The sequence below is a fragment of the Streptomyces sp. NPDC028991 genome, assembly GCF_055564775.1.
In genome coordinates this window covers 83,249-96,742 of record NZ_JBVHVP010000011.1, presented here as the reverse complement: position 1 = coordinate 96,742, position 13,494 = coordinate 83,249, and the positions used below count along the sequence as shown (strand labels likewise).

Annotated in this window: 10 protein-coding genes and 1 pseudogene; 5 read left to right on the top strand and 6 right to left on the bottom strand. The window is 72.7% G+C overall.

The features are described from left to right. Positions 1–658: 658 nt before the first annotated feature. Both ACZ4V1_RS22045 and ACZ4V1_RS22040 read left to right on the top strand, forming a co-directional pair. On the top strand, positions 659–1,156 hold the full coding sequence (locus ACZ4V1_RS22045; RefSeq protein ID WP_468338677.1) for a TerD family protein: 498 nt from the start codon (positions 659–661) through the stop codon (positions 1,154–1,156). A 341-nt stretch (positions 1,157–1,497) separates the two neighbouring features. Further along, positions 1,498–2,520 carry a LacI family DNA-binding transcriptional regulator gene (locus ACZ4V1_RS22040; RefSeq protein WP_468338675.1) on the top strand — a complete coding sequence of 341 codons (1,023 nt, stop codon included), beginning with the start codon at positions 1,498–1,500 and terminating at the stop codon, positions 2,518–2,520. Between the two features lie 133 nt (positions 2,521–2,653). Here ACZ4V1_RS22040 and ACZ4V1_RS22035 read toward each other — a convergent pair whose 3' ends face one another. Continuing rightward, positions 2,654–5,428: a glycosyl hydrolase gene (locus ACZ4V1_RS22035; protein WP_468338673.1), complete on the bottom strand. Its 2,775-nt coding sequence runs from the start codon at positions 5,426–5,428 to the stop codon at positions 2,654–2,656. A 1,108-nt stretch (positions 5,429–6,536) separates the two neighbouring features. Here ACZ4V1_RS22035 and ACZ4V1_RS22030 point away from each other — a divergent pair. Further along, positions 6,537–7,430, top strand: coding sequence for a hypothetical protein (locus tag ACZ4V1_RS22030; RefSeq protein WP_468338672.1), 894 nt, complete (start codon positions 6,537–6,539; stop codon positions 7,428–7,430). Positions 7,431–7,450: 20 nt separating this feature from the next. On the opposite strand, the pseudogene ACZ4V1_RS22025 reads toward ACZ4V1_RS22030, so the two are convergent. Further along, positions 7,451–7,807 (bottom strand): annotated as a pseudogene (locus ACZ4V1_RS22025) (ABC transporter permease subunit); the annotation flags it as partial. Between the two features lie 251 nt (positions 7,808–8,058). Continuing rightward, the gene (locus ACZ4V1_RS22020) at positions 8,059–8,499 is read right to left on the bottom strand and encodes a DUF6299 family protein (protein ID WP_468338670.1); all 441 of its coding nucleotides are present in this window, start codon (positions 8,497–8,499) and stop codon (positions 8,059–8,061) included. Between the two features lie 239 nt (positions 8,500–8,738). On the opposite strand from ACZ4V1_RS22020, the gene ACZ4V1_RS22015 reads away from it, so the two are divergent. Beyond that, the gene (locus ACZ4V1_RS22015; protein ID WP_468338668.1) at positions 8,739–8,948 is read left to right on the top strand and encodes a DUF5999 family protein; all 210 of its coding nucleotides are present in this window, start codon (positions 8,739–8,741) and stop codon (positions 8,946–8,948) included. Between the two features lie 19 nt (positions 8,949–8,967). Here ACZ4V1_RS22015 and ACZ4V1_RS22010 read toward each other — a convergent pair whose 3' ends face one another. The 3 genes from ACZ4V1_RS22010 to ACZ4V1_RS22000 all read right to left on the bottom strand — a co-directional run bounded on the left by ACZ4V1_RS22010 (position 8,968) and on the right by ACZ4V1_RS22000 (position 11,702). Then, complete coding sequence (locus tag ACZ4V1_RS22010; protein WP_468338666.1) at positions 8,968–9,795, bottom strand: alpha/beta fold hydrolase; 828 nt, start codon at positions 9,793–9,795, stop codon at positions 8,968–8,970. A 156-nt stretch (positions 9,796–9,951) separates the two neighbouring features. Next, positions 9,952–10,350, bottom strand: a complete 399-nt coding sequence (locus ACZ4V1_RS22005; RefSeq protein ID WP_468338664.1) for a RidA family protein — start codon at positions 10,348–10,350, stop codon at positions 9,952–9,954. After that, complete coding sequence (locus tag ACZ4V1_RS22000; protein WP_468338662.1) at positions 10,347–11,702, bottom strand: acyl-CoA dehydrogenase family protein; 1,356 nt, start codon at positions 11,700–11,702, stop codon at positions 10,347–10,349. Before ACZ4V1_RS22000 ends, ACZ4V1_RS22005 begins: the two co-directional genes overlap by 4 nt. Positions 11,703–11,776: 74 nt before the next feature. Between ACZ4V1_RS22000 and ACZ4V1_RS21995 the strand changes: the two genes are divergently transcribed. Beyond that, entirely contained in the window at positions 11,777–13,486 is a 1,710-nt protein-coding gene (locus ACZ4V1_RS21995; RefSeq protein ID WP_468338892.1) for an AMP-binding protein, read from the top strand. Positions 13,487–13,494 lie beyond the last annotated feature (8 nt).

Genomic DNA, 13,494 nt, shown 5'->3' with positions numbered 1-13,494 from the left:
TCGATCCCGGAGAGTCGAAGTAGTGGCCCTTGCCCCCGTGCGCTCGGTCGGGCGGCGGCGCCTGCGGCCTCGGCGGAAGCGGTCGGCGCATGCCCTCGCAGCTCTGAAGCGCTGAGCCCCGGGAGTCGTCGGTAGGGCAGGGCCCGCTGCCGAACGCCGTCCCCGCCGTCCCCGCCGTGCCCGCAGTGCCCGCAGTGCCCCCGCACGAGTCCGCTCTCACGAGGGCGGAACCTCAGCACACAGGTGAGTGTCGGTTCCCTGCCCTGGACGTGCTCGGCGTCCCGTGCGAGCTCGTCGAGCACGTCGCCTGGGGCACCTGCACCCGAGGGCGTGAACTGCGTGAGTGCCGACGGAAGTCAGCCTGCTCTCCGCTCGCTCTTTCGCGAGCGTCCGTCGACGGAGTCGGCAGACCCTTCGGCTTCGGCCGTCGGGGCGGTTGGTGCCCGGGCCGGTTCTGCCCGACTGTCGCGCCGGATGGGCGCCGGGTTCCACCGCCCGGGGCCGCGTGGTGCCGTCTTCGGGACGGGAGCCCGCGCCCGGGGCCGCAACGAAGGCGCGACGAACCATACTTGTCCGTGTGGGGAACGCCCCGCGGTGACCTGGAACGAGAGGGTGGCAATCCGGTAACAGCGACACCAAGGGACTGGAGAAGGCCGAGGTGAGGCTCAAGTGGGACCCGAGCCGCTGGGACCGGCCGCCCCATCACCTGGACATCATCGCCACCACCTACGCCGCGGACGCGCCGCACGGGCGACCGGTGTACGTCGTGCAGTTCGACAGGCGCTCGCCGGACGGGACCATCAACATGAGCCGGCACAGCCGGACCGGTCAGGGCTTCGGCTTCGTCGAGGAGATGACCCTCGAACTCGGCCGCCTGGCGCCCTCCTTCGCCCGCGTGGTCGTGGGAGTGGCGATCCATCAGAGCGACGGTCCCAAGACCTTCGGCGACGTCCCGAACGTCGGCGTACTGGTCGTCGAGGGGTACAGGGAGCTGCTGACGGACGACCTCGCACGGGTCGCCGGAGCCACCGCCGCCACGGTCGCGGAGTTCACCCGGAACGCGTCCGGGGTCTGGGAGTTCCACGAGGTGATCCGGGGCTTCGACAGCGACCCGGTCCGCTTCGCCACGGAAATGGGCAGCGCGCCGCGGCCCTGACCGGGTGACCGGCGCGGACTCGCGCACCGCCGAATGGCCCACGCGTGAGGACGTGCCCGGCGGGCGGACCACGATCGTCCATGCGCTTCTGGATGAAGGTTCGATCCGTCCGGGCGGCCCGCGCGACCGTGTGGAGGATCCGGCCGTACGTCCGGGAATCGCGCCGGACACCTCGGCGGCTCCCACCGCCCGTGCCTGCCCGGCGGGCGGGCACGTCCTCAGGCGAGCCGTCGTGGAAGCGCTCTCAGAAAGCCATGGCCTGCGTCTATTGTGGGGCACACGGATTCACGACGGAACAGTCGTCAGATCCATCGCAGAAGCACACAGAAGGAGCGTCCGCCGTGCCGGAGCAGACCGTGAGGCCTCGTCCCACGCTGGAAGCCGTCGCGGCGCGCGCCGGCGTCTCCCGTGCGACGGCCTCCCGGGTCGTCAACGGAGGCGCGGGAGTGCGGCCCGCGCTGGCCGACAAGGTGCGCCGGGCGGTCGAGGAACTGGACTACGTACCCAACCACGCGGCCCGCACCCTGGTCACCCGGCGTAACGGCGCGGTGGCGGTGATCATCGCGGAGCCCGAGTTCCGGGTGTTCGCCGATCCGTTCTTCGAGCAGCAGGTACGGGGGATCAGCCGAGAGCTGACCGCGCACGACATGCAGCTGGTGCTGCTGTGGGCGGAGGGCTCCGGCGACCACGAGCGGATCGCACGCTACCTGGGGGGCGGGCACGTCGACGGCGCGCTCGCCTTCTCCCTCCACGACGACCGGCTGCCGTCCCTGATCGCCCGCACCGGGGTGCCGGCGGTGCTCGGGGGCCGCCCGGCGGGGAGCGAGCACCTGGGCATTCCCCTCGTGGACTGCGACAACCGGGGCGGGGCCCGGGACGCTGTGCGCCATCTGGTGCGCCTGGGCCGCAGCCACATCGCGCACATCTCGGGCCCGCGCGACCAGACCTCGGCGGTGGACCGGATCCACGGTTACCGCGATGTCCTGGTCGACGCCGATCCACTGCTGCTGTGCGAAGGCGACTTCACCGAGGAGAGCGGGGCCCGCGCGATGGGCGAGCTGCTGGACCGGCGTCCCGGGATCGACGCGGTCTTCGCATCCAACGACACGATGGCCCTGGGCGCGCTGCGCACGCTGCGCGAGCGCGGGGTGCGGGTGCCTGAGGACGTCGCGGTGGTCGGCTTCGACGACATGTCCTCCGTGGTACGGGCCGCGGAGCCGGCGCTCACCACGGTCCGCCAGGACATAGAGGGCATGGGCCGGATCATGGTCAAGCTGCTGATGCGTCTGCTCGACGCGCCGGGCGAGGAGGTGCCCGCTTCCGTGATCACGCCGACGACGCTGGTCCGCCGGGCCTCGGCCTGACCGGCGTGCATGCCCCAGGGCCGCCCGCGCGTCCCCGCGCCCTGCGAGCACGAGGAGCGGGTCGGCGAACGGCGGGCGCGGGGGCGGGGCCCCCACACCCGCCGCCGTCACCTGCCGGAGGCTGCCGGGTGCGTCACTCGTAGGGAATGACCACCAGGGACGTGTCGCCGCCGGTGCGCAGCAGCGCGCTCCCGTTGCCGATCGCGCTCCAGACCTCCAGCCGCACCGTCCCCCCGCTCAGGTTTCCGAGGGTGCCTGTCGCGGCCTTCAGGCCACGGGCCTGGTTGTACTCCTCCCAGCCCGTGACCGGGTCGGTGGCGAAGTAGCGGTACGTCTCGGTCCGGTCGAAGGTGCCGTCGCCGGTGAGGTCGTAGCTGATACGGGCCTGCTGGCCGAGGCCGACCGCGGTGCCGGCGTCCACCGGCAGGCGGAACGTGGTGGACGCGCCCGCCTTGAGGGTGGCGTTGACGCCCTTGGCCTCGTACACGAGCGGCTTGTTCGGGGCGCCGTCGTGGTTGCGGCCCTCGGCCGACGGGATGGTGTCGCTGACGGCCGTGCCGCCGGTGGCCGTGGTGAGGGCGCCGCCGGAGCGGAGCCGGAAGGTGTCGCCGGTGGCGGGCCCGGGGACCTCGCCGCCGCTGTCGGTGCCGGTCCCGGTCGCGGTGGAGCGGGCGGGGACGGTGAGCGTCTTGCCGTCGGAGAAGGTGACCGTGCGGGCCGTGGAACCGTGGTTGTGGGCGGCGTAGGTGCGGGTGCCGTTCTTGCTGAACACCGCGGACGTGGGCAGGTCGCCGGTCACCGACGGGTCGGGGGCACCGAGCGCGTCCAGGGTGGTGATCCAGTGGTACGTGTGTGCCTTGGACTCGCCCTGCTCCGGGGTGTATCCGGCGTGGCCGGCGTCCCACTTCGCCTTGGCGCCGGCCGGGTCGGCCAGTGACTGGAACTCCCAGAGTATGTCGCGCCATTCGACGGCGGGCCCGCCGTTCTCACGCTCCATCTCCGCGATGTTGCGCCGGATCGCGTTCTTGTGTCCGGCCAGGTGCGGGGAGCTGCCCGCGGTCACGGGCAGGACGTTGATGCCGTGGATCTCCTCCGGATTGGCGGTCCACCAGGTGGAGTACGCCCCTCCGCTGCCCCACACCATGCCGACCGTGTCGTGGCCGAAGGAGCCGGGGAAGACCTGCTGGTCGGCGTCGAACCAGTACTGGGCGATCGCCTCGCCCTCGGTGGCGAGCAGGTAGCTGCCGAGGTCGCGCAGCTCGGTGTTGCCGGTGGCCGAGCCCCAGAGCACCAGCGCCGCGCTGAGGTTGGTGGACTCCGAGGAGGACTCCTGGTTGTTGCCCGCGGCGAAGCCCTGGTGACCGGAGGCCCAGCTGTGCCCGGCGTAGACGTCGAAGCCGCGCAGGAAGGGGAAGGCGCTGTCGGTGCGGCTCGGGTTGGCGGTGTCGCGGATCAGGGCCTTGACCATGCCGCCCCAGGCGGAGTCCGCGGCCCAGGAGGCGTCGTACTGGGCGACGATCGCGGCGGCGTACACGTAGTAGCCGTAGTGGAAGTGGTGGTCGTTGAGCTCGGCGTCGCTGCCGTAGGAGGCGGGATAGCCGGTGAGGGTCTTCCAGTCCTTGTCGTACGAGAACTCGCTCGCCCCGCCCGCGGTGAACCACTCCTGGAGACGGCCCTTGAGCAGGCCGACGAGCTTGTCGCGGACCGCGGTCTCCCCGATCTGGTCGGCGAGCGGCACGAGCTGGGCGAGCTTGCCGAGCGCCTTGCCGGTCCAGTAGGTGTCCGTGGCCCCGGAGAACGGGTCGGAGGAGTCGGCGACCTCGGACAGGTAGCCGCGCAGCCGGGAGGTCTCGACCGCGCTGGTCTTCGGCAGCCCGGGCAGCACCGGGGCGGCTTTCTGCCGGGTGGTGAAGGAGGTGCCCTCCCGGACCTTCATGGTGCCGCGGGGGGAGACGTAGGTGTACGGCGTGAGGGCGTCGGTGGTGTGCAGCCACTGGTGCCGGTAGAGGGCCTGGAGGGTGCCGCGTTCGGTGCCCTCCTTGGCCTCGGTGGTCAGCTTGTACGTGGCGCCGACCGTGCCGCCGGAGGCGCTCCAGTCGACCTGCGATCCGGTGACGAAGCTGAACGCGTACTTGCGGAAGGTCGCGAGCGCGTCGGTGGAGGGCAGTACGGCGAGGGAGAAGTAGTCCTTGCCGCCGAGGCCGGCGCTGATCGTGGTGCCGGAGACGTTCCAGTCGCTGCCGGTCGGCGCGAAGAGGGCGTAGTGGTGACCGCCGACCGTGATGCCGACGACGTTGCCCTGGTCGGCGAAGACGGTCGGCGTCGCCGCGGTGGTGATCTGGGCGTTGCCGCCGGAGCCCTGGGCGTAGACGAAGGGCATGCCGTGGCCGATGGTGGTCCGCAGGGTGCGGGAGCCGTCGGACCAGTACGGGGTGACCGTCCAGTCGGACCAGGCGTCGGCCTTGGTGTCGGGCGAGTTGAGCCCGCTCAGGCCGAGGGTGAGGTCGCGCTTGTGCGCGTACTCGTACTGGCGGCCCTCGCCCACGACGGTGGGGCTGGTCGGGTAGCCGACCTCCAGACCGCCGGAGACTGCCTGGTAGGTGAGCGGGTGGCCGTACATGGGCGTGGAGTACGGGTTGTCGCCGTAGCGCTGGAAGGCGAGGGAGGACCACCAGTCGTTGGTGGGTACGGGCTTGCCCTTGGCGGCCTGCGTGACCTTCGGGGTGACCGGCGCGCCGGTGTTGGTCGTGGGGCCGGTCGTGCCCGCCGGCCGGGTGTCGGAGTAGCTCCCGGCTCCTACGGGGACGGTGGCGGCCGCTGCCTCAGTCGCGGCCGGGCCGATGCCTACGGCCACCAGCGCGGCGGCGAGGACCACCGCGGCGGCCGGCCGTGATCGGGGAGTTGGCATGGGGTGCACCTCGTGTCGTCGAGAGGGAGGGGCTCTTCAGCGGCGGCCGCGCGCCGGCCGGGGGTGGGGTGCCCTGGAGTGGCGGCGGAACCGTTGTGGGGGGAGGGGAAAGTCTGATTGAGAGCGCTCTCAGATGGCGGAAAAGTAAGACTTCTGAAATCAGTTGTCAATACATCGCGCAAGGCGAGGCATCGGTGAAGACAAAGGGGAGATTTCTTCGCACCGCAGCCTCGTCATCTCTTCAAGTCTTGACGGGAGGAAGGTGGCGCCGGGCACGCACCCGCCCCGCTGAGAGAGCGCTCTCGCATGACTCGGCGTTTTGCACCAGCCGGCCGTCGTTGCCGGGACCCGCGGAGTCGTCGACGGTCACCGAGTACGGACCGGGCTCGGTGACGTCGTCCACCGGGGGCGGCGACCCGGCGACAGACCGTCTCCCGGCTCCAAGGCTTGCGGTTGTCCACCGCCGGCAAGCCGCAGGGCCGCTTGGTCCCTTCCAGGGCCTCCGACGCGCGCCTGTGCCGTCGCGCCCGCCCCGGCCTGTTGGGATGTTGGGAGCCCTTGTCCGAGTGGGTGCGGCGGCACTCGTGGCGGGGTCACCGAGTGGTGGCCGCTCGGACCTCCACCCGGGCCGGGGTCACCGAGTGGTGCCGCGCGGACCCTCCACCCGGGCGCGGGGCCCCCGGCTACCGACCTGCCGGCAGGTGGCCGTGGCGTGCAGGTACAGGGGCGACCCGGCATCATTTCACGCTTTTCGTACAGCGTTGCCGCCAACCGGTGTGAATTCGGGACGGGGCAAGAATCGCATAAATCGTTCACTCGACTGCCGCGCATCCGACGGAGTAGGCAGACGTTATTTCGGATATGACCGAGGAATACGGGGAATTGATGACGCTTGGCCCATACATTTACCGGCCCGGCAGAAATCACTGTCCGTCACCCAGCGACGGAACTCTGACCAGAGGCGGGCTCCCCGTTCCACTCCGGGTGACCGAGCCGGTGCTACAGCGCTTCCTGGACGTCATGGCCGAGCTGGAGACCGGCCTCGCCGAACGGTGGAGGCGCTCCCAGGGTTCCTCGCCGTACAACCGGGCGGAGTGACCCGGGCGTCGTGTACGAGGAACAGACCCACCCCCACGTGTCCTACGGCGAAGGCTCGTTCCGTGCCGCGGGCGGCTCCGGCCGCCACCGGGCTCCCGAGGAGGCCTTTCAGCAGAACTTCCGGGAAGTCCTGGTCCCGCCGGAACCCGGCTGGGACCCGGCCGAGGAGCTCGCGTTCCTCCTCCAGGACGCGGTGGAGCAGCAGACCACCGTCGTCAGGGGGACGACGGACACGTCGGCGATCGCCCCCGTGCCGGGCACGCCGCTGAGCAATCTGCAGGAAATCACGGCGGAACTGCCGCCGTTGAGGGAATCCCCCACCAGTCACCGCAGGGTCCGCAAACCGAAGGTGAGCCGGCTGCGCGCCGCGAGCCTGTTCGTCGCGGCCCTCGCCGCGGTCATCGCGGCCTCCGTGAGCCTGTTCGGCGGCATGGTGGCCTACGAACCGCTGCGCCTGGCAGCCGTGACCCGCACCCGCGGCAGCGTCGTTTCCTGGTGGCCGCTGCTGGTGTACGGACCCTGGCTGGTGGCGTCGCTGGCCGTCCTGCGGTCCGCGTTGCACCAGCGCCGCGCGGTCCACTCCTGGGCCGTGGTCCTGCTGTTCTCGGCGATCGCGATGCTGCTGTGCGTCGCCCAGGCGCCCAGAACGCTCGGCGACGGCGCGGCCGCGGCCCTGCCGGGGCTGGCGTCCCTGGTCTGCTTCCAGCAGATCGTCCGCCAGATCACGCTCACCCGTCCACCCCGGCGAGCGACGCCGCGCCACCGTCAGCGTCCGCCGTCCGCGTCGGAGCCCGGCGACGAGGCGGGGGACGCCGCGGCCCCGGATCCGGTGTCCCTGCCCCACCAGCGGCACCGCCCTCCGCACTCGCCGCGGTCCGGCGCCGGGCCGGGTGGGCGGGCCTGACAGGACGGCCGCGGGCGTCACTACTTGGCGGCGTCCCGGGCGAACCCGTTGTAGACGTAGCGCAGGAACAGGAGCACCGCCAGGGTCGGGACGATCACCAGGACGGCTCCGGCGGAGATGTGCTCCCAGCGGGCACCGAACGGCCCCTTGAAACGGAAAAGCGCGGTCGAGCTGGTGCCCAGTTCCTCCGAGGGCATGCAGAGGAACGGAATGCAGAAGTCGTTGTACGTGGTGACGCCCTTGATGACGACGACCGTCGCGGTCGCCGGCTTGAGCAGTGGAAAGATTATTTTCCGGTAGCTGGTGAAGGAATTGGCGCCGTCGATCCGCGCGGCCTCGTCCGACGATCTGGGAATTCCTCGGATGAACTGCAGGAAATGGCCGGCAACTCAACGACTGCTGGCCGGTCAGCTCCTGGTCGGCGGTGGACGGCAACGGCCGGCTCAAGCCGCTCTGCCACGAACCGCGCCGGGTCTACGCCGACCGTCTCCTCACCCTCCAGCGCCCCCGCCCCGGGCTTCAAGCCCGGACGGGAGCGTTCGCCCCGGCGACACGCCGTCCAAGGGACGCCGCGCCGGGACAAACGCTCCGATCGTGCCCGCCCCCACCGGGTGGGGGCGAGGAGGGGTCAGGCCTCCGTGAGGGTCACGTTCTGGCCGTGGCGGGCGTGGAAGGCCGGGAGGGGCAGGCCGCCCATGGGCCGCAGCTCCATCAGGGTGGCCTCGACGTGGGCCGCGCCGGGCTTCAGGGCGTTCGCGGAGGGCGTGCCCGTGTTGACCCAGCGGTGCTCCAGGCCATCGCAGACCGCGCGGGTGCCGCCGATGCCGTACCGGACGGACGGGTCGCTCTGGCTCACGGAGGAGCTGACGAAGACGGCGCCGGTGCCGGCGGTGCACCGGTAGGTGCCGGAGAGGGTGACGGTGCCGTCCGCGGCGAGGCGGCCGGTCGGGTCGACCGTCACCGACTCCGTGACGTGGCGGGCGTCGTGGGGAGCCGCCGTCGCGGCGGGGGCGGCCAGCAGCAGGGCGGCGCCGGCGGCCGTGGCGAGAGCCGCGGATCGTACGGGCATGGGAGACCTCCCGGTCGGTCGGAATGGGGGTTCCACTGGTACCGGGCGGACGGGCCGGCGGCGGTGACCGTCACCCCTTCGGTGGCGAGTCCGCTCCGGCCGTCGTGGGACCGTCGCCGGGTTGTCCGGGTGTTGTCACGCTTGCCGCCCGGGTCTTGGCGATGACTTCCCGCCGGGCGCACGGTCTGTACATGCGACGGTCCCGACGGCGGGACGGTCTCCCGACGTGGAGGTGCGCCATGTGTACCCACCGGCCTTCCTGCCCCGCAGCCGACTCCCCCGCCGGCCCGGTCGTGACCGTGCACGTCGTCGCCGCCCATCCCGAGCAGGGGTGGCACCTGCTGTGCGACGGCACGATCGTCTTCGACGACACCGGCGAGCTGCGGCCCGACGGCCGCGTCGTCGCGCCGCGCCGGGAGACCGCGGGGCGCCTGGCGATGGCGGCCTGACCGCCCCGCCGGCCGGCGTTCAGCGCTTCTCGGCGATGAACTCCCGCAGCAGGGAGGCGAGCAGTTCCGGCTGGTCCTCGGGGATCAGCGTCCGGGCGTCCTCGATCTCCACCAGCCGTCCCCGCGGGAGGAGTTCGGCCAGCCGCCGGCCGTGCGCGCGGGGCATCATCAGGTCCTCGGTCGCCCAGACGACGAGCGCGGGCCGGTCGAACCTCCGCAAGCCCTGGGCGGCCTCGAGCAGTTCATCGCGGCGGACGTGTGTGCCGTAGTGCCGGAAGTCGCGCCGGATGGCCGGGTCGGTGCGCAGTGGGCGCAGCCAGCCGTCGACGATCGCGTCCGGCACGGGCCGCTTGGTGAGCGCGCCGATGCCGACGGGCAGGCGGCGCAGCGGTTTCCACCCCAGGGTGCGCACCAGCAAGGAGACGCCGCCGGGCACCCGGCAGGCGGCGCTGATCATCTTGCCGGGCAGGCCGGGCGGGTAGTTGTCGAAGGCCTCGCACGCGACGAGCGCCAGCCGCGCGAGGCGCTCCGGGTGCCGGGCCGCCACCGTCTGGGCCCGTCCGCAGTCGTTCTCGACCAGGGTGACGTCGGTCAGGTCCAGTCGGTCGAGGAATTCCGCGATCAGTTCGTTGACCAGGTCGGGCGTGGGCGGCCGGGACATGGGCCTGCGGTGGGCGCCGTAGGGCAGGGTCGGTGCGATCACCCGGTGGTCGGTGCGCAGGTCGGCGAGGACCTCGCGCCAGACGGTCGCGTCGTGGACGAGGCCGTGGAGCAGGACGACGACGGGGCCGTCGCCGCCGGTGTCGTCGTACTCGATGGTTCCCGCGGTCAGTTGGATGTCCGGCATGGCGGAACTCTAGGGCGGACGCGGGCCTTACGGCAGTGGGCCCCACTTCGGTGGCGGTCACGGCGGAAGGGCCGATGCCGCAGGGCTGCGGCGCAGGGCCGGCTGCCGAGGTGTTTACGGCCGTACGGTCGTAGCCGTCCTGCTACGACCGTACGGCTACGGCAGTACGGCGAATCCGTCGAGTTCCACCAGGGCCCGCTCGTCCCACAGGCGTACGACCTCCACGACCGCCATCGCCGGGTAGTCGCGGCCCGCCAGTCGGTGCCAGGTCCGGCCGAGGTCGGCGGCGTGGGTGCGGTAGGCGGCGACGTCCGTGGCGTAGACGGTGACGCGGGCGAGGTCGGCGGGGGTGCCGCCGGCGGCGCGCAGGGCGGTCAGGAGGTTGGTGAGGGCCTTCTCGAACTGGGCGGGGAGCGTGTCGCCGGTGACCTTGCCGTCGTTGTCGAGGGCGGTCTGGCCGGCCAGGAACACGACGCGGGTGCCGGTGGCGACGACGGCGTGGGAGAAACCGGTGGGCGGGGAGAGTTCGGGCGGATTCACCCGTTCGGCGGTCATGCGCCGGCCTCCTTCGCCGTCGCGGCGTGCGCTCGGTACAGCTCCTTGGCGATGATGCCGCGTTGTACCTCGCTGGCGCCCTCGTAGACGCGGGGGGCGCGCACCTCGCGGTAGAGGTGTTCGAGGAGGTGGCCGCGGCGCAGGGCGCGGGCGCCGTGCAGTTGGACGGCCTTGTCGACGACGTACTGGGCGGTCTCGGTGGCGAGGAGTTTGGCCATCGCGGCGCGCCGCGGGACGTCCGGCGCGTTGTCGTCGTACGCCGTCGCCGCCGCGTAGACCATCAGTCGGGCCGCCTCGGTGCGCAGGGCCATCTCGGCGACCTGGTGGGAGACGGTCTGGAGGTCGCGCAGCTTGCCGCCGAAGGCGTCGCGGGCGGTGGTGTGCGCCAGGGTGGCGTCCAGCGCGGCCTGCGCCATGCCGACGGCGAAGGCGCCGACGCTGGGGCGGAACAGGTTGAGGGTGTCCATGGCGACCCGGAAGCCGTGGTCCGGCTCGCCGAGCACGTCGTCCGCCGTGACGGGCACGGCGTCGAAGGCGAGGGCACCGATGGGGTGCGGGGAGAGCATGTCGAGGGGGGTGCCGGTGAGGCCGGGACGGTCGGCGGGGACGAGGAAGGCCGTCACGCCGCGGACACCGGCGCCGGGGGTGGTGCGGGCGAAGACGGTGTAGAAGTCGGCCTCGGGGGCGTTGGAGATCCAGCACTTCTCGCCGGTGAGCCGCCAACCGGAGCGGCCGTCACGGTCGGCGGCCAGGGCGGCCGCACCCTGGGACGTGCCCGGCCGGTCGCCGGGCGGCCGCGCCCGCCCGGGGAGCCCGGCGGCGGGCCGCGCGGCCTCCGGAGCCGAGGGGCCCGTGCCCGCGTGGCGACCGGGGGCGGCCCGCGTGGCGTCGTCCGGGGAGGGCGGGCGCCGCTCCCCGCCGTGCCCGGCGGCGGTCCGCCCCGCGGCCGGTTCCGCCCTGAGCCTCAGCGCCGCCGCGTCCGAGCCGGCGTCGGGCTCGCTGAGGGCGAAGGCGGCCACCGCCCTGCCGTCGCTCACGCGGGGCAGCCAGCGGGCGCGCTGGGCCTCGGTGCCGTGGGCGTGGACCGGGTGGGCGCCGAGGCCCTGGAGGGCGAGGGCGGTCTCGGCCTCGGTGCAGGCGTGGGCGAGGGACTCGCGCATCAGGCACAGGTCGAGCGCGCCCGAGGAGAACAGGCGGGGCAGCAGGCCGAGGATGCCGAGCTGGGTGAGCAGGGCCCGGTTCACGCGGCCCGGTTCGCCCTTCTCCGCCAGTGGGCGCAACCGTTCGGCGGCCAGGGCGCGCAGCTCGGCGCACCAGGTGACTTGTGCCGGTTCGAGCGAGAATGCGGTCACCGCCGGTCCCTTCCCCTGCTACGTCGCTGCTCCCCTGCCGCTGGGCCACACTCGAGGTTATCGCGCACCGTTGACTGTCGTCACCAACACGATACGCTCCTTGCGCGAGCCCACCACGACAAAGGGGGCGAACCGCCATGGCGGAGACGCACCGCGCGGAACCGCACCGCTCCGGCCACATCGACACCTTCACCCGCGAGCACCTGCCGCCCCCGGACCAGTGGCCGGGGCTCCTCTTCGACCTGCCGGAGCTGCGCTACCCCGAGCGGCTGAACTGCGCCGCCGAGCTGCTCACCGGTCCGCCCGACGACCGCCCGGTCTTCCGCACCGCGTCGGGGGACCGCTGGACCTACGGCCGGCTGCGGGCCCGCGTCGACCGGCTCGCCCATCTCCTCAGCGGCGATCTCGGCGTCGTCCCGGGCAACCGGGTTCTGCTGCGCGGCCCCACCACACCGTGGCTGGCCGCCTGCTGGCTGGCGGTGCTGAAGGCGGGCGCGGTGGCGGTCACCGTGCTGGCCCAGCAGCGCCCGCACGAGCTGCGCGCCGTCTGCGAGATCGCTCGGGTGCGGCACGCCCTGTGCGACGTGCGGACCGTCGACGACCTCGCCAAGGCGGAGGTCCCCGGGCTGCGGATCACCACGTACGGCGGGGACGCGCCCGACGACCTGCTCACCCGTGGGGCAGCCGGCACCGTGCCCGACGGGCCGTACCGGGCCGTGGACACCGCGGCCGACGACGTGGCACTGATCGCCTTCACCTCGGGCACCACCGGGCGTCCCAAGGGCTGCATGCACTTCCACCGTGACGTGCTGGCGATCGCCGACACCTTCTCGCGGCATGTGCTCAAGCCGCGTCCGGACGACCTCTTCGCGGGCAGCCCGCCGCTCGGCTTCACCTTCGGACTCGGCGGACTGGTGATCTTCCCGCTGCGGGCCGGGGCGAGCGCACTGCTCCTCGAACAGGCGGGCCCCAGGCAGTTGTTGCCCGCGATCGCCGAGCACCGGGCCTCGGTGCTGTTCACCGCTCCGACGGCGTACCGCGCGATGCTCGACGAGCTCGACGCCTACGACGTGACGTGCCTCAGGCGCTGTGTGTCGGCGGGCGAGAACCTGCCCGCCGCCACCTGGCGGGCCTGGCACGAGCGCACCGGCCTGCGCGTCATCAACGGCATCGGCGCCACGGAGCTGCTGCACATCTTCGTCTCCGCGGCCGACGACGACATCAGGCCCGGCACGACCGGCGTCCCGGTGCCGGGATGGCACGCGCGCGTGCAGGACGAGAACGGCGCGCCGGTGGCCGACGGGGAGCCCGGGCTGCTGGCGGTGCGCGGGCCGGTGGGCTGCCGGTACCTCGCCGACCCGCGGCAGCGGGAGTACGTGCGCGACGGCTGGAACGTCACCGGGGACACGTACGTGCGCGAGCCAGACGGGTACTTCCGGTACGTGGCCCGCGCCGACGACATGATCATTTCCGCGGGCTACAACATCGCCGGGCCCGAGGTGGAGGACGCGCTGCTGCGCCATCCGGACGTGGTGGAGGCGGCCGTGGTGGGCCGGCCCGACTCCCACCGCGGACAGGTCGTGGTGGCCCACGCCGTACTCAGGGAGGGCGCCGAGCGGGACGCCGACGCGTTGCGCGCGTTCCTCCGGGCCGAGCTGGCGCCGTACAAGTGCCCGCGCGAGATCGTCTTCCGGGACGCGCTGCCGCGCACGGCGACCGGCAAGCTCCAGCGCTACCGGCTCCTGCCCCCACCCGGTCACGGTCCCCGCGGCGGTCGGACGTGATGACGACA